The following is a 15,144-nucleotide window of genomic DNA, read 5'->3' on the forward strand; positions in this document are numbered from 1 at the left end:
AGGACCAGAGCATGAAGCGCAAGCGGTTTACGGAAGAACAGATCATCGGGATTTTGAAGGAGCACGAAGCGGGGATTCCGGTCGCCGATCTCTGCCGCAAGCATGGTGTAAGCGACGCCAGCATCTACAAATGGAAGGCCAGGTTCGGCGGGATGGACGTCTCGGAGGCCAAGCGACTGCGGTCGCTGGAAGACGAGAACACGAAGCTGAAGCGGCTTCTGGCAGACGCCATGTTGGACAATGCGGCGCTGAAGGATCTCGTGGGAAAGAAGTGGTGACGCCCGCGGGGAAGCGGAAAGCTGTCGCTCATCTGGTGGATGCCCATGGGATGAGCGAACGGTGGGCGTGTAAAGCCATCGGCTGCTGCCGCATGACCATGAGATACCGGACGACCCAGGCTGACGATACCAGCCTTCGCCAACGCATGAGGGCGATCGCCCAGGAGCGCCGCCGCTTCGGCTATCGGCGGCTGCATGTTCTGCTCAGGCGGGAGGGCTATCTGATCAACCACACAAAGCTCTTCCGGCTCTATCGGGAAGAGAAGCTGACGGTGCGCCGCCGTGGTGGCCGCAAGCGGGCGATCGGGACCAGGGCGCCGATGCTGGTTCCGATGACGCCGAACGACCGGTGGTCGCTCGACTTTGTGTCGGATCAGCTGTCCGACGGCCGCCGCTTCCGCATCCTGACTGTCGTCGATGATTGTACCCGTGAGTGCCTGGCGCTGGTGGCCGATACCTCGCTCTCCGGCATCCGCGTGGCGCGGGAACTGGACCGGCTGATGATCGAGCGCGGCAAGCCCAGGATGGTGGTTAGCGATAACGGCAGCGAACTCACCAGCAACGCCATCCTGGTGTGGGCCGACCAAAGCCGTGTCGAATGGCACTACATCGCGCCGGGCGAACCCATGCAGAACGCCTCCATCGAGAGCTTCAACGGCCGGCTGCGGGATGAGCTGTTGAACGAGACGTTGTTCACGTCACTGGCACAAGCCCGCGTCACACTTGGAAGTTGGCGGGCCGATTACAACGACACAAGACCACACTCGCAGCTCGGATGGAGAACCCCGTCCGAGTTCGCGATGACCTGCCACCCGCGCCGGGATCTGGCGCTGCGCTATGCCGAAGGCTCCGCGCCAGCTCCCGTCGCTGCCACCACCCACCCGGGCAAATCCAACGGCACGGGCGAACTCAGGACTGGATAAAACCTGGGGGCAAGGTCACGAGCGCCCGCTCAATAGCATCGGCCACTTCTGATTTCATTGAGCAGTGGTAACGAATCCGAGTCGCACAAAAGAAAAAGGCCTCGGAAAAATCGAGGCCTTTTTTGGTTGAGCGGCGATTTGGACTATTTGCCGTCGTAATCGAAGCGACCCGTACGATTGGGGTGCGCGGCCTTGGGCGTATCTTGCCAATAGAAGTCAATGACGACCGGAATTTTCGCCGCCTTGGCAATCTTCATGATGGAGCGATAGCAGAGGTTTGCGTCGCGGCCCTGCACCGTGATGTTGGCCTCCTTGATGTACTCGCCGAACGCAGGGTGGTCCCCTTCCTGGAAGTTCACGTCGAGATGGGGTTTCAGATTCGCGACCCCCATCTTGCTGGCCGCTTGGCGGATCATCTCGAACAGGACCGGGTTCCAGAACTTTTTGGAAAAGCCTTTCCGATCGATGAGGACGTTGCTGAGGCTGGTGTAGGTCAGCAGAGGCGGATTGTCGGTCGGGAAGATTTTGACCGTCGAATCCGCTTCGTCTGATGCTGTCGCTGGTGCGGGCATGGACCCCAGAGACTTTTCGTAACCATCGAGGATTTTAGAAAGCGTGCTTTCCGCGTCGTCGACGAGAGGGACCGCGTGGCGCTGAATGCGGGCGAAGAGCTGTTGTGAAACTGTAATCATAGGCACTTAAAACCTCTTTTTAGGCGGCGTTGTTGCCGTACAGAGTTATAGGCCTATAGGCCTGGGCACGCAAGCGGGAAGTTTCGGTGCAGGCGAATTGCTATTGTTCTTGTTATGTTCTAACGACGGTCGAGAACGTTTGGGAGGCGTGGCAACTGGGCTGGCGCATCGCCGCGCGCTGCGCGTTCGGAAACCGCGATGGTATGAAGTCGACCTTCAAGCGCAGGGAGGGACGTTGGCAATGGAGTCGATTACAATTTCAGAACTATTTGCTCTGGATCATCGGTTTTTTCGCTCGCAAATCCGGCGAGTGACACGCCGAGCAATCTGACGGCTTTCTTCATCGGGAAGAGTGCTCTCAATAATGCGGCCGTCACGTTTGCTAAATCGCTGCGGCGCTCGACCGAACCAGCGACCGTTCGGCTGCGCGAGATCAATTCGAAGGCGGCGAATTTGACCTTGAGCGTCACGGTTTGGCCTCGCGTGCCCTTGTCCTCGCAATGTCGCCAGACCTTCTCGATCAGCGGCTGCAGTTCCGACACCATCGCCTCGAACTCCGTGAGGTCGGTGACGAAGGTGTTTTCGGCGCCAACGGACTTCCGGATCCGGTCGGCCCGAACTTCGCGGTTATCGACGCAGCGCGAGATCCAGTAGTAGCTTCCGGCCTTCCCGAAGTTTGCCTGTGAATTCGAGGGACTGGTTGCGCATGTCATGGCGGACCGGACTCCGTATTTCGGGCTTCGTAGCTTGCCGCCGCCACGACGCCGCGCTCGCGGGATCAGCCCACGGCGACCGGTCTGCCGCGGACCTCCGGATTGTCCCGTTGCTCCACGGATGCGTAGAAGACGTCCATGTCGACGTGGATGATCTTGCGTTGACGGGGCGAGGGCTTCGCCCGGAAGTCGCTCTCGACGCTCTGATCGGTCACGTCGTTCGGCCCGGCCGGATCTTCCTTGACGCCGCGGGCGACGATCCGGGGCGCCCCGTCTGGAAGCGGTCGCTGCAGCTTCAGTGCCTCGTCCGGTGGGGCCATCATCCAGGTCTCGAATTCGTCCGGCGTCGTCAGGATCACCGGCATCGCCTTGGGTGGATCGCGCCGACCTCGGCGTTCGGCTCGGTCGTGAGGAACGCGGAGAGGTTGTTAGTCGTCTCACCTTCGTTGACCGTTCCGAACGGACGTCCAGTTGGTCCAGATGCCGGCGAAGCAGGCGAGGGGACGGGTCTCATCGAGCGCGAACCAGATATCACCGCCCTCGGCCTTGTTGAACTCGCTGAATGAGGTGAACGGCACCACGCAGCGGCTTTCGGCTCCCAGCCATCTCGTCCAGTTTCACGTTGCGGATGTTGGTGGTGCCGCCGTCCGGCTCCATCCGTAGCAGCTCCTTAAAATCGATCGCGTTGCCCTTTGCTTGAAGCTTCTCGGCCCGTTTCTTCGTGGCATCCATCAGCGCCTTTGACGACGATGGCATTCCCCACCGCGCCATAGCGAGTTCGCGGCCCTCGGTCCCATTGCGCACGATCGGTGCCTTGTAGTCCGGAAAACCCCCGGCATCGGCGCCAGCTTGCCGACGTATCCGTTCACGACACGAAAAAGCGCGATGATCGCGGCCTGGTTTGTCGTGATCGAATAGAGATTATACATCGGTCAAGCTTCGGTCCCGAGGTGGCGCGGCTGTCCGGCCAATTGTAGCAGAGAGTTCGGAGCGGGCTACGGCGTTTCGAACGTCGGCCAGCACCCGTCTTCCTCATGTCGCGAATGCGCTGCTGGCAGGTGTTGTCGAGCAGCCGCTGCCCCGCGTCGGTCCAGACCAGCTCGCCGGTTGTCAGCAAAAGGGAAAGCGTTGCACGCGCATAACAACGAAAAGGCCCGGATTTCCCCGGGCCTTTCCAGCTTGCATCTAGATCAGCGCCTGCCGTCAGAATCGAATCCCGAGGTTCTTGCGGAAAAAGCTATTTTCTCCACCTGAGAGACCGCCTCCAAAGACGCCGCCATTGTTGTTGATCGCGTCTACACTGATGCCGGTACCCGCGGCGATGACTTTTGCACCTTCACCACTCTCGCGCTTGGCGATTTCCCAGTTTCTCGACATCAGCTCAATGGGGGCGAGCGCGGTAGTCAAAACACCACGAAGCACCTGGTTGCCGACATCCATTTTGCAGGAACGATCGAGATCCTGCTTTTTAGATTGTACATCAGCCTCACCAGACGCGCGTTGTTCGATCCGGACCTGCTTCAACTCCTGATGGAAATTGACGGCGACGAGCTTGTCAACGTTCGCTGCGCCGATGGCATCTAGCCGCTTGTCGAACCAACGGCCGTATTCGGCCTCCATGTCCTGCACACCCATCTCCTTCAAAGTTGGGGCGACGAGAGTATCGAAGGTCGTCCTGAGCTGGAGCCGCTTGGCCTTCATCCAAGCCTCGCGGTACCTTGGGGTGACCGCGGCGCTGTCCGCGTCGACAACTTTTATGTCCAGATCTCGCAAGTAGGACGCACGTTCGGCCCGGAAGTTGTCGGTCTGCTCGATGCAGGGATCAAACTTGTCAAAAAAGCCACCACCCGCCATCGCGGGCGTTAGGGCCGAGGTGGATGCAAGGGCGGCGGTAGCGACAAAAAGCTTCGTGACGAATTTCATGACTTTACCTCTGTTGCTCGGGGAATGTTGTGGCGGCCGCGAGGCCGCCACCCTGATATTCAGCCGAACGGTTTTCGAAAAACGCTGTTATTTCCGCCAAAAATGCCGTAGCGGTTAATGTCACGGACGCTGATCCCGGTTGTTGCGCGGATCAGCTTGTCCAGCTCACCGCTCTCGCCTGAAGCAGCCTTGATGTTGCCGTCGACGATCTTCACGGGTGCGGCTAGGATCTTCATCACTTCGCCATTCGGGCCGAAGCCCTCGTTGCCGTTCGCGAGTTGCACAAGCTCGTGCAGGAGTACGCCGGCCGTGCCGCAGATCACGAATCCCGGTCCGGTCGCCGGGCAAGTCGCCGCCACGCCGGCTACTACTTCGCCGGCGCGCGCCGAACCGCCCGTAGCCAGCAATGCGAGGCAACCGACTAGGACGCCTGCAACCCTATTCGATCTAATCATCGTACGGTCCTCCTGGACTGTTTGAACGCCGATGGCGAATGAAGCTGCAAGCTAGTTTCGCCGTCGTCGGATGCTGTTCGAACATCCTGTTGCGAATTTAGTCGACCTGCTCCGATTTGGAAGAGCAGATGGCCTGTCCGAATGGTCCGCGGATCGTTCGGATATCCGCGGATTTCGGTGTACAGTGAGGCGTCACAACCGCGGCGAAGGGGGGACGAGTTGGATAACGATCTTGAAATGATGGAGGTCGACTGCCGAAAGACCAGAGCGGCCGAGGAGGAATGGAAGCGCACTACGAAAAATCCGAAGCTGGAAAGCTTGGGCCGTTCCAATCAGAGGCTTCGGATCACAGGCAAGGAGCAAAAGGGTGTTGTCGAAGACTTTGCGAGAGTGAGACGGGGAGCTGTTGAAAAGTTTGCGAAGGTGTGTGGGCGTGGGCTCACGTGGGAGGATTTCAAGGCCGATCCGGACGAGTATGCGCGATGGGACTTGCAGCGCAAAGCGCGAGAAAAATCAATCCCGGAAGATCTCGAACGACCGATCGACGTCCTGCATAAGCGTTTCTGTGGGTATTGGGAGCTCTACCACCAATCCACTTCGAAGCGCTGGGCTTCGGAGATTAGCGTGTCCTTGATTCAAGTTGAGGGGATTGACGCTGAGCGCTCCGTCCTCAAATGCGAACTATACGATGGCAATAAACGAAGGCAGTACTTTCATTTGAAAGGATTCGTCGCGAAATTGGGCGGCTTTTTATATTGGGAGCTACGGCACGAAGCGGAGCAAGCCGGATTTCACGGCTACTGCTATCATCCTGCGGTGGAGAAATACCCCGGCTTTGAACTCTACGGAATTTTCCTGTCGATCTCAGGTGACGACAGATTTGACTATCCGGTCGCCGCAAAGGGGGTGCTTCGCTTTCTTGGTGCGACACCGAGCGAAGCGATGCGCCATTCGCTCGTCGATCTTAGCGAGGTTGAGGGGGATCCGCGCGATTTGTTGCAAAAACGGGTAGGCGGATATTTGCGTGATCTGCAAGAGAGTGAAGTCGTTAGGCCGGAAGTGCTCGCCGCGGTCGAGACAGATATTCTGCCAAAGATCAGCAACATAATTTCTGCCGACACAGTACCACGCGCATTATCGGTCCAGAGATAGGACCGAATCCGTTTCGGGAAGCGTGAAAGGAAGTCGCGCGGCCTGTCTAAAGCTTTCTAAACGCATTAATATCGACCGGATGTAACCGGATCAAATCGGAACTGATTTCGAAAACACGTCATTTTCGCGACTTGGGCCAACACCCTATAAAATAAGGCTGCCCCTGGTCTGAAGCCTTTCGACCGTTTCTTCGTGGCATCCATCAGCGCCTTTGACGACGACGGCATTCCTCACCGCGCCGTCGCCAGCTCGCCGCCCCGTTGCGCACGATCGGTGCCTTGTGGTTGGGAAAAACCCCCGGCACCGGCGCCAGATTGCCAATGTACCGGTTCACGACACGAAACAGCGCGACGATGGCGGCCTGGTTTGTCGTGATCGAATAGAGATTGCACATCGATCAGGCTTCGGTCCGGGGGGAACGCGGCTGCCAGGCCCATTGTAGCAGAGTCGCGGATGGACGCCGGCCCGCCTTGGCGCATTTGCGGCAACGCAGCCGGCTGGCGAGATCGTGCACGAAAGTGGTCGGCGGGTGCTTCATCGCCGCGAGGTCGACGTCGCTCGGCGTCTTGCAGCGCGCGCACCTGATCTCCAGCCAAGGGAAGCCCCTGTTCACGGCTTGGTCGACCGTCGGGGACGTATCGATCGGCTCGCCGTCTGACCACATGCGTTCGTTCCAACTCTCGCTTAGCAGCTTGTCCGCCTGCTGGATGAGCGCTTCGCCCTTGGTCCGCATCTCCGCCGATCGGGTGGCCAGGATGTTGGCCATTGCGCGTACCTTGCCCAGCTCTTTCGCCAGAACCTTGCGATCGCCGCCCGACAGGGGCGTTGGGTGATACTTCGGGGCCATCCGGACGTCCACGCGCAGAGAGATCGGATCGGCGATCCGGAGCGGGCTACGGCGTCTCGAACGCTGGCCAGCACCCGTCTTCTTCGTGCCTGCCGGTGCGCTGCTGGCAGGTATTGTCGAGCAGCCGCTGCGCGACATCCTTCCAGACCGCGTTGCCGCCACATAATCGGACTGCATCGGCGGTCTGGATTTCACGGTCCGCTCGCAGGGGCGGCAGTAGGCGCGCAGCACATGACGCTGAATTTCCGAAAGACGTCGCTGCCGCAGGTGCGCCCCGGTCGCGTCGGCGCGAGGGTCTTTGAGTACCGATTCCCAATATTCGGCCGGGAGGGGCCATCCGGAGCCGCAGCGGAGGGGCCCGACCGGCGGGCGGAAATTCGAGGATCATTATGAAACCGCGCTCGTCGAATTGATCAACCAGAAGCGCGCGGGCAAGACCATCCGCCCCGAGGAACGGCCCAAAGGCGAGAACGTGGTCGATCTGATGGAGGCGCTCCGGCAGAGCGTCGGTCGCGAGGCCGCACCGGCGAAGGCGGCCAAGAAGCCGCGCAACGGCGGTGCGGCCAGAAGATGCTGCTGATGCCGATTCAAGGCAAGAAGCCAGCGAAGGAAGCAGCGGCGAAGAAGCCCGCGGCGGGCCAGCCGCGGAAGTCGGCTTAGGCAATTGATGTCCGCAGCATCAGCGCGCGATAAGGTGCTTCAACCGGACGCTTCCGGTGCCTTCACCATTGGCATCATCTTCAGATACGCACGGCCTGCTCAGGCCAGAGGCGCTGCGTGTGCTGGCCCATGTCGATCACATTCGTTCACTGCGGCGACATCGGCGATCCCGAGATCATCACCGCGCTGGGGAGAGTTGCCCCCGTCACGGCGATAAGAGGAAACGTGGTTACGGGCGAGTGGGCCACTGAATTTGCCGAGACCGTTTTCGTGCGACTAGCCGGACGGCTTTTCTACGTTCTGCACGCCTCAATACCCTGCAGATCGATCCCGTAACTGAGGGTGTCGATGTCATTGTTTCCGGTCATTTCCATCTGCCGAGAATTAACGCCGTGAACGGCTTACTCTACGTGAATCCAGGCAGTGCGGGGCGCCGGCGCCTCAAGCTGCCGATTACGCTTGCAAGCCTCGAAGCGACGGCCGACGGACTGAAACCGATCATCCACGATCTCGGAGTGGTATAGGTCACGACGCTAGGCTCGAGCCCACCGAAATCGAAGCTAGGCCGTAAACACCTTATTGCGTAGCCATTGCCCCGTGATGTGTGGAAGAACACTGGCGCGGCGAGACGGTGAGGGCAGCCTCGTCGGCGAACGGACCGCTTGTGCGACATGGGGCTGGCCACCCCGGCAATAGAGTTAGATGGTGACCAATTCGGTGAGCTTGGCCGCGACGTTGGCCATAGGCTCTTCAATAGTACTCAGGCCGCTTCGCGAGGCGAGCATAGGGCTGACTTCGCGGAGGGCTTCATACGTCGTATTGTGCACGATCGGAACGAGCTGTTCACGCGCTAGGAGTACCGAAAGCTCTTTGTCGGCGATGCTCTCTTGTGTGAGGCGGCGCAGCAGAGCAGGTGTCACCAGCACGATCCCGACCCGCGATTTCGCCAGTCCCTTGTCAATTTCGCGGAGCAAGGATGTGCCGAAGGCGACGTCCTTCTCGCTAAATCAGACCGAGACACCACGTGACTCGAGTAGATCGTGTAGCTCCTTGGCGGCCCCTTGCCGGTCGTCCAGGCGTGGCAGAGAAACACGTCGCGAAGGTCAGGCAGGGACGCTCGCTTCTCGACATTTTCGCGGACCGACGTGAGGGCCCGCACCTCGGCAGGCGCGTACCCGACGGGAGAACCGGCTCGCGACCATCTCGGCCTTGCGCTGCTGCTGGACTCGCCGCCGCTGCTCCGACCGCCCCCGCTGCTCCTCGACGAGGTGTAGGTCGGGGGCGAATTCGACGCATGGCCGCCACTATATTCGCCGTAGCCGCGATAGCCGCCACCACTGCATGCAGGGCGGGCGGCTCGACCGCTCGCCGGGCGATGGCCAAATCTTGGTGCTGTGCATCTAGCCATATCGAAATCTCTCCTACTTGGCCGAATTCCTTCATTCGCTCTGCTTCAGCAGTGCGTCGGCGCCGGCATGCGCCTGCTTCTCCAGTTCTTTGCGCATGAGCCAGTAGACAAGCGGGAGCACTAACGGATTGGCCACTCTGCGTTGGAAGAGGGCATCCTGAAGTTCTCGGGAACGCTTGTCGCATTCGTCATCGTCGCAACCGTTTGCCCGAACCGAATCCAGGAATTTCTCGGCCTCGCCCTTCAAAATCTCGTTTGTTGCCGCGGAGTCGGACTGCCTGAAATGCTCACGGATGGCCCAAAAGATTGCGGGCGATATCGTGGCCGCGATTGCCGCGAAATCGATCAGTTTGAGGTCGTTCGCTACGGCGACGATCATCAAGGCGATCGACAAGCTCCCGGCGCCCCAGATGAGGTAGGTTCCGTATTTCTTCCGCAGCGAAGCGTCGTATTGAAGGTTCATCCGTTGGCAGACCAGACGCGCCATCGGGTGCCTCGCGGTCGCCGTGATCCCGACATACCAGCCCGCGATGCTCGATGTGTCGTCGCTCCATCGACGCGCAGCTGCATCGATGGTTTCCGCGTCCTCGCGCTTGCCGGCCACGAAGGAATTCCACGGCATCTTCAGAAGAGTGCAGTCGAATTCCTCGCTGGTTTTTGCCGCAACCTTTAATAGCCGGCGCTGCATGCGATCGACCCACATCACGTCCAGGGCAGTCGCGATCAGTCCGTATAGCGCCACATAAGGCCTGGCCTGGGGATACGCCAGCGCCAGGACCGCGCCGACGACCGGCAGCGCAACCGTTAAAGCTATCTGGAAAATCTGATAGCGCGTCGCGTCAGAATAGATGCGCTGACGAGCCATGAGCAGCCGCCGGAATTCGGGGGTATCTTGATCCCGCGCGATTGTGTTCATCCGCTAGCCCCGTTCACTCGATGACGACGTAGAAGGGATCGCTCTTGGCGACAAGCATATTGTCGCTGCGGCGGATGACGAAGGCTTCGGACATATGGACTCCGCGATAATCGAGTGTTTCCCAGCGCCCGTGAGACGAATTCTCGATATAGAAGCCGCCACGACCCGCGCCCTTGGCCATGGCTACAGCGCCAGTGTTGGTGATCCTCCACTGCACTTCATAGTCTGGGGGGAGCGGAGCGCCGTCGGCGGTGGTGGCTTTGAAGTGCAAGCCGCCTCCTCGGTGCAGGATCTCGCCGGCGCGTATTGCACGCCCGACGGTGGAGGCGCGCCGCTCACGCCATTCGGCAGTCGCCCGGACCATCGCAAGATTCGGCACTTGTCGCCATGAAGGCTGCCGGATGTGGGGTGGGCGGGAGAAGTCGAGCGGCAGAACGGATATCCCGTAGTTCTTGACCACGTCCACCAGTTCGCTGAGATGGGCCGCAGTCGAGGAGAGCAGGCCGCGAACCCTCGCGAGCCCCTCGGTCGCGGCGTCGGCGGCGACCTTGACGACGCTGGCCTTGCCGAACTCTTCGCCAAACACCTTCTGCCAGGCCTTGATACTTTGCTGCCTGCCCTCCGTCGCGTGAGCTTCGTCGATCCATTTCCGGTAGCGGGCGATCACCGTGCGGAAGTTCGCATATTGCTCATCGCTGCCGAAGAGCGGCGAAAAATCTTCGCTCGGAAGCTTCGGATTCGTCACCGAAGGCCTGGTCGGATACATCCGGAGTCGATCATCGAGGCGACCCATCAGCGTCTTGAGAGTAGTCGGCACGTCGGCGAACTCGTCGTTGTCCTTCTCGAACCACTCGATCTCGTTGCCGAGCAGGGTCGTGAGCAGAACGGACGGGCAAGTGAAGGTCGCCTTGATGTCGCGCAGATATTTGACGAGGCGCGTCACTTTTCGGAAGGAATTGTTGCCCGAATACGCATTCCTCTCCTTCATCCATTCGGTGTATTCGATCGGCGCCGTCAGTTCGAAGCTACCTTTCCGGTTGCAGACCTCCGTGCTGTCCTCCCACAGCCGACCGACGACGCAGGGGGCGAGGTCGATCTTGCGGTCGCTGGCATAAGTAATCGTGACGCAGTAGTCCCACGTCTTGGTTTTATCTTCGTAGGTCTTGCTGCCGGAGAACACGCGGCCGAGGCTCTCGACGTATTCGGCCGCGGTCCATCCGTCGACCGGATCCACCATCACCAGAAGGTCGGCGTCGAATTCTCCGCCGTCAACAGGGCGGATGATCGTTTCGTGAGCCCACGAACCTTGTTCTACAAAGGTGCGGACCTTGGGGTTCCAATCGGACTCGCGGACGAAGGACTTGAGCGCAGGGATACTGGCTTCCAGGAGATCAATCCTAGTCTTATTGAGATTGACGGTCTCCTTCAGGAAGTCGTCGAACAGCGAGACCAGTTTCATGACGCGTCAGCCTTCGCCGGGTAGTACCGCTTGAAATCATTGTGCCCGGCGAGTGCGCCGGGACGGTAGGGGGCTGCTCCGGTCGCGCACTGCACAACGGTCGGAAGCTCGAAGCGCTGCCCGATTGTCGGGTGGACCTTGGCTGCGGCGTCGACGTCGCGGAGCTTGATCTCCCAGTTCTGACCACTGATGCGGCTACGGAGCCAGCGCCAGTTCGGCAGCTTGTCCGCGAAGGCGTCCAGCGTGTCCCGCATGCCGACGACCTCGCAGTGCTGCACGCCGCTGGCGTCCGGATAGACGTAGAGCGCCTGGCCGATGTCGCCGCTGCCCTGCAGCTTCTCGCCGTTCACGAAGATCGGGCCCGTTAGCAGGCCGTTCGGGACGGACACGGCTTCGCGGCACATCCAGTCGAGCGCGACGTCCGACAACCTGGACTCCGGCTCGGGATAGGAACCGCCGACGTCGGAGTGATTGCCGGCGAACCACCACTGGCGGAGCCGTTCGTGTCCGGTGAAATGCGGCGCGCCTTCGTCGCCGCCCCCCCAGCCGACGCGGTCGAAATCCTTCCGCGTCTCGTCGATCGCGTTGGCCGAGCGCGCGAAGGCGACGTGACGGCTCAGCAGCCGATCGAAGTTGGCGCCCTTCCACACGGCCTTGTGGGACCTCGATTCACCCGGCTTGGGGTAGTCGACGATCGTCTTGGTCGTCGACTTGGTCTGCCAATACCAGAACGCGCCCAGCGCGCCGGCGATGATGACGACCTGAGCGACGAAGCCGGTCAACATGAAGCCGGCACCGAACCACCATGACCACAGAAGCGCGACCAGCACGGACGGAAGAAACCCGGCTGCGAAGGCGGCGGCCGCCACTCCGGCGGCGAGGCCCGCCTGGATGACGAGGTAGCGCAACCCGCTGGCGCCCAAGGCGGCGACGGTGTCGAACACGCCCATGAAGTAGGGCGCCACGTTCGAATCGGAACCGTCGCCGGAGCCGTACTTGAGCTGGAAGCGCCTTGCCAGCTCGAGACGCTCGTCCTCGAATTCGGCTCTCCGATGACCGGCGCCGTGCTCGAGCACGGTGTCGACCGCCTCCCAGGCGATGTCCTTCACGGCCTTCCGGTAGCGCATGAGCGGGCCATCGGGAGCCTTCGTCGGCACGCCGCAGAGCATGATGAGGTTGGCGAGGCTGCGGACTGTGTAGGCGCCACGGCTGAAGCCGAACAGGAAGATCCTGTCGCCCTCTTCGTAGTGGTTGACGATGAATTCGTAGCAGTCGGCGATGTTGCGCTTGATGCCCGCGCCGGTCACGGACCCAAGCAGCTTCTGGACGAAGCGGACGGGCGCGGTCAGCGCCGTGGTGCCGATATCTGTGCCGAGCCCGGCGTCGTAGAAGACCACCTGGCGGGACGGATCGATGCCGGTGTCCGCGTGGTCGCGCGAAATGCGGTACATCTTGTAGATGTTGCTGATCCGCTGCTCGGGACGAGCGCCGCCGTCCTGACCCGTGCCGTCCGAGAAGACGACGATATTCTTGGGCATAAGCGTTCGCCTCCTGCTCGGACGACCGCTCAAGTTGCATCGCCGACTTCCGGGTTGTATCAGGCCTAGGTTGGTCTTTTTCATCCGACTTCGGCTTCTCCCCGGATATGCCGGCGAGGGGCGCGCATTCGGACAAAGATTTTTTTCGCCAGGGGCGGATTTTTTGTCCGATTCCCTCGCCGAGCGCGGCATAGGGTTGCGAGACCATGGACGACGAGAGCGGATCCCCGACAGGCGGCGTGACCGCCGCCCCGGAGACGAAGCACCTTGCTCTCGAGGAGGTGCTGGAGAAGCTCGATTCCATGTCCGCCGACGACAAGCGGAAGCTCCGGCTCATAGAGCGGCGTCGGCGGGGCGGCACCGACTTCCCAGATAACGAGCTCTATTCAGAGGCTGTCTGCCAGGCGATCGTCGGCGAACGTCAATGCCCGCGAGGCGAATCCTTCGTGGCATTCCTAGCGCAATCGATGCGGAGCATTGCATCGCACCGCAGGAAGGCGCTCGGCCGCACGGTTCCGCTGACCTCGGACGACCACAGGCCCGGGGGCGGCGCGCAGCAGATCGCGGCGGATCAGCTCGATCAGGAGGCGCTCCTGATCGAGAAGCAGGCCGAAGACGTGACCAAGGTCATTTACGAAGCCCTCGAAGGCGATGAAGAGGCCCAATTGGCCGTCATCGCCATTTCGGGGCAGAATCGAGGAAAGGCATTGCGCGATGAGATCGGAGTCGATCAAGCTGGCTATGACTACATCATGAAGCGGATCAGACGGACCTTGGCCAAGAAGTTCCCGGACGGATTTCGATCATGACTAGTAAGCGCACCTCGCAGGACGAGCTCCGCAAGCTGGACGATGCGATCGACGAGAGCATTCTGGCCGCTTCTTCGGAGGAGCTGCGTGAGGAGCTCGCGGTGATGGGCATGGACCCCGACGCCGTAGTGTCGGAAATGGACGCGGTCACGGCGCGTGCCAAGACCGCGGCCGCGAAGAAGAGCTTGGAGCAGGCCAAGCGAGCAGTTTTGGCCTTCAAAGCCCGGCCGACCAAGTCCTCGCCGGAAGACAGGGACTCCTCCCGGAGAAAGCTGGAAGCGATGCGCGCCGGCGAAGCGACGGGTGCGTTCGACATGATGGCGGCGCGGAAAGGCAAAGGTCTGTCTGATGGCGACGAACAGGGCATGCTGGACGACCTTGCCCAGCTCGCTGCGCTCGAGGCAGAGGATCGGCAGGAGGAAGGATGATCGCGCTCAGTCCCGCCGAGCGCATACTCCATAGCCTGGGGATCGATTCTCCCGGCGAGATAGACCTGGATGCCATCGCGTGGACGCGCGGCGCGGTCGTGAATTACCGGCCGCTCGATCGCTGCGAGGCGACCATCGTCGGGTCGAAGAGAAGGGCGGTGATCACCGTCAACGGTCGAAGCCCTCTTGAACGCCGCCGGTTTTCGCTCGCTCATGAACTCGGACACTGGCACCATCATAAAGGCAGGATACTCTTCTGCGGTGGGCGAGACGTCTGTAATTTCGCCAACGGCCCGCTCGACCCGGAGCGCCAGGCGGATACCTTCGCGTCGGACCTCATCCTGCCGAATTATCTGCTGGGTCCCCGTGTGCGCCGCGTAAAACGCCCGACGCTGGCCGCTGCGCGGGAGATCGCCGAGGAATATTCAGCGAGCTTGACGGCGACACTCTTCAAGATGACGGTCTTGAACCGTTTTCCCATGATCATCGCCTGCTACAACAAGAAGAAGCGGCGCTGGTTCGAGAGAGCTCCAATGGTTCAGCCGTGGTGGTTCCCCCTGGACTCGCTCGATCGTGCAACATTCGCTGCGGACATGCTGTTCAACGAGGCCGCCGAGGAAAACTTTCCGAGGAAAATGCCGGCGGATGCGTGGTTCGGGTTCAAGGGATGCGATCGCTTCGAGGTTGAGGAGCAGTCCTTCCGATTGCCTGACGACGAGATACTTACTGTTCTGAAGCTTCCCGACCAAGCCGCGGCCTGAATATTGGGACTCTCGGCGGTCCTCGCGCGGAAACAATGCGAGCTGAACCTGTAGGAAGAACGGATGTTCCTGAGCCAAGAAAGCCCAAGAATGACCGTGAACAAAAGCCGAAGATCGCGCTCCAAGGTGCACGAAAAGCCCTGCAAAATCAAAGGGGCGCCGGTAGAGCACTGCGTTCGGGA

General features: G+C 60.8%; 15 protein-coding genes and 6 pseudogenes. 9 read left to right on the forward strand and 12 right to left on the reverse strand.

Going from position 1 to position 15,144, the window contains the following annotated elements; genetic code table 11:
* Window positions 1-11: 11 nt before the first annotated feature.
* Together ABIB06_RS19940 and ABIB06_RS19945 are read left to right on the forward strand one after the other, a co-directional pair.
* A pseudogene (locus ABIB06_RS19940) lies at window positions 12-164 on the forward strand (transposase); the annotation flags it as partial.
* Entirely contained in the window at window positions 131-1,201 is a 1,071-nt protein-coding gene (locus tag ABIB06_RS19945) for an IS3 family transposase (RefSeq protein WP_354125617.1), read from the forward strand. The pseudogene ABIB06_RS19940 and the gene ABIB06_RS19945, both read left to right, overlap by 34 nt.
* A 143-nt stretch (window positions 1,202-1,344) precedes the next feature.
* On the opposite strand, the gene ABIB06_RS19950 is transcribed toward ABIB06_RS19945, so the two are convergent.
* The 5 genes and pseudogenes from ABIB06_RS19950 to ABIB06_RS19970 all read right to left on the reverse strand — a co-directional run bounded on the left by ABIB06_RS19950 (window position 1,345) and on the right by ABIB06_RS19970 (window position 4,936).
* On the reverse strand, window positions 1,345-1,893 hold the full coding sequence (locus ABIB06_RS19950) for a T4SS efffector SepA family protein (protein WP_502918120.1): 549 nt from the start codon (window positions 1,891-1,893) through the stop codon (window positions 1,345-1,347).
* A 251-nt stretch (window positions 1,894-2,144) separates the two neighbouring features.
* Window positions 2,145-2,746, reverse strand: a pseudogene (locus tag ABIB06_RS19955) (DinB/UmuC family translesion DNA polymerase).
* Window positions 2,747-2,830: 84 nt separating this feature from the next.
* Window positions 2,831-3,535 (reverse strand): annotated as a pseudogene (locus ABIB06_RS19960) (SOS response-associated peptidase); the annotation flags it as partial.
* Window positions 3,536-3,809: 274 nt separating this feature from the next.
* Window positions 3,810-4,529: a hypothetical protein gene (locus ABIB06_RS19965; protein WP_354125619.1), complete on the reverse strand. Its 720-nt coding sequence runs from the start codon at window positions 4,527-4,529 to the stop codon at window positions 3,810-3,812.
* 59 nt (window positions 4,530-4,588) lie between these two features.
* A complete protein-coding gene (locus ABIB06_RS19970) occupies window positions 4,589-4,936 on the reverse strand; it encodes a hypothetical protein (RefSeq protein WP_354125620.1) in 348 nt (115 codons plus the stop codon).
* Window positions 4,937-5,203: 267 nt separating this feature from the next.
* Here ABIB06_RS19970 and ABIB06_RS19975 point away from each other — a divergent pair, with 267 nt between their 5' ends.
* Window positions 5,204-6,136: a hypothetical protein gene (locus tag ABIB06_RS19975; protein ID WP_354125621.1), complete on the forward strand. Its 933-nt coding sequence runs from the start codon at window positions 5,204-5,206 to the stop codon at window positions 6,134-6,136.
* A 150-nt stretch (window positions 6,137-6,286) separates the two neighbouring features.
* Here ABIB06_RS19975 and ABIB06_RS19980 read toward each other — a convergent pair.
* The 3 genes and pseudogenes from ABIB06_RS19980 to ABIB06_RS19990 form a co-directional block, all read right to left on the reverse strand.
* Window positions 6,287-6,530: pseudogene (locus tag ABIB06_RS19980) on the reverse strand (SOS response-associated peptidase); the annotation flags it as partial.
* Window positions 6,531-6,533: 3 nt separating this feature from the next.
* Entirely contained in the window at window positions 6,534-6,983 is a 450-nt protein-coding gene (locus ABIB06_RS19985; RefSeq protein ID WP_354125630.1) for a hypothetical protein, read from the reverse strand.
* Between the two features lie 46 nt (window positions 6,984-7,029).
* Window positions 7,030-7,360 (reverse strand): annotated as a pseudogene (locus tag ABIB06_RS19990) (hypothetical protein).
* Here ABIB06_RS19990 and ABIB06_RS19995 point away from each other — a divergent pair.
* The 3 genes and pseudogenes from ABIB06_RS19995 to ABIB06_RS20005 form a co-directional block, all read left to right on the forward strand.
* Window positions 7,354-7,643, forward strand: a pseudogene (locus ABIB06_RS19995) (non-homologous end joining protein Ku); the annotation flags it as partial. The pseudogenes ABIB06_RS19990 and ABIB06_RS19995 sit on opposite strands and share 7 nt — an antisense overlap.
* A gap of 129 nt (window positions 7,644-7,772) precedes the next feature.
* The gene (locus tag ABIB06_RS20000) at window positions 7,773-7,979 is read left to right on the forward strand and encodes a metallophosphoesterase family protein (protein WP_354125622.1); all 207 of its coding nucleotides are present in this window, start codon (window positions 7,773-7,775) and stop codon (window positions 7,977-7,979) included.
* A gap of 56 nt (window positions 7,980-8,035) precedes the next feature.
* Complete coding sequence (locus ABIB06_RS20005; protein ID WP_502918119.1) at window positions 8,036-8,167, forward strand: hypothetical protein; 132 nt, start codon at window positions 8,036-8,038, stop codon at window positions 8,165-8,167.
* 174 nt (window positions 8,168-8,341) lie between these two features.
* On the opposite strand, the gene ABIB06_RS20010 is transcribed toward ABIB06_RS20005, so the two are convergent.
* The 4 genes from ABIB06_RS20010 to ABIB06_RS20025 form a co-directional block, all read right to left on the reverse strand.
* On the reverse strand, window positions 8,342-8,617 hold the full coding sequence (locus tag ABIB06_RS20010; protein ID WP_354125623.1) for a hypothetical protein: 276 nt from the start codon (window positions 8,615-8,617) through the stop codon (window positions 8,342-8,344).
* A 465-nt stretch (window positions 8,618-9,082) separates the two neighbouring features.
* Window positions 9,083-9,967: an S-4TM family putative pore-forming effector gene (locus ABIB06_RS20015; protein WP_354125624.1), complete on the reverse strand. Its 885-nt coding sequence runs from the start codon at window positions 9,965-9,967 to the stop codon at window positions 9,083-9,085.
* Between the two features lie 13 nt (window positions 9,968-9,980).
* Window positions 9,981-11,426: an SMODS domain-containing nucleotidyltransferase gene (locus tag ABIB06_RS20020; protein ID WP_354125625.1), complete on the reverse strand. Its 1,446-nt coding sequence runs from the start codon at window positions 11,424-11,426 to the stop codon at window positions 9,981-9,983.
* The gene (locus ABIB06_RS20025; protein WP_354125626.1) at window positions 11,423-12,964 is read right to left on the reverse strand and encodes a T6SS phospholipase effector Tle1-like catalytic domain-containing protein; all 1,542 of its coding nucleotides are present in this window, start codon (window positions 12,962-12,964) and stop codon (window positions 11,423-11,425) included. Before ABIB06_RS20025 ends, ABIB06_RS20020 begins: the two co-directional genes overlap by 4 nt.
* Before the next feature lie 206 nt (window positions 12,965-13,170).
* Between ABIB06_RS20025 and ABIB06_RS20030 the strand changes: the two genes are divergently transcribed.
* Genes ABIB06_RS20030 through ABIB06_RS20040 form a run of 3 tightly spaced genes read left to right on the forward strand, consistent with a single transcriptional unit; the run spans window position 13,171 to window position 14,962 of the window.
* Window positions 13,171-13,773, forward strand: a complete 603-nt coding sequence (locus ABIB06_RS20030) for a sigma-70 family RNA polymerase sigma factor (protein WP_354125627.1) — start codon at window positions 13,171-13,173, stop codon at window positions 13,771-13,773.
* The gene (locus tag ABIB06_RS20035; protein ID WP_354125628.1) at window positions 13,770-14,201 is read left to right on the forward strand and encodes a hypothetical protein; all 432 of its coding nucleotides are present in this window, start codon (window positions 13,770-13,772) and stop codon (window positions 14,199-14,201) included. Before ABIB06_RS20030 ends, ABIB06_RS20035 begins: the two co-directional genes overlap by 4 nt.
* The gene (locus tag ABIB06_RS20040) at window positions 14,198-14,962 is read left to right on the forward strand and encodes an ImmA/IrrE family metallo-endopeptidase (RefSeq protein WP_354125629.1); all 765 of its coding nucleotides are present in this window, start codon (window positions 14,198-14,200) and stop codon (window positions 14,960-14,962) included. Before ABIB06_RS20035 ends, ABIB06_RS20040 begins: the two co-directional genes overlap by 4 nt.
* Window positions 14,963-15,144 lie beyond the last annotated feature (182 nt).

Source organism: Bradyrhizobium sp. LB8.2 (assembly GCF_040548035.1).
GTDB lineage: Bacteria > Pseudomonadota > Alphaproteobacteria > Rhizobiales > Xanthobacteraceae > Bradyrhizobium.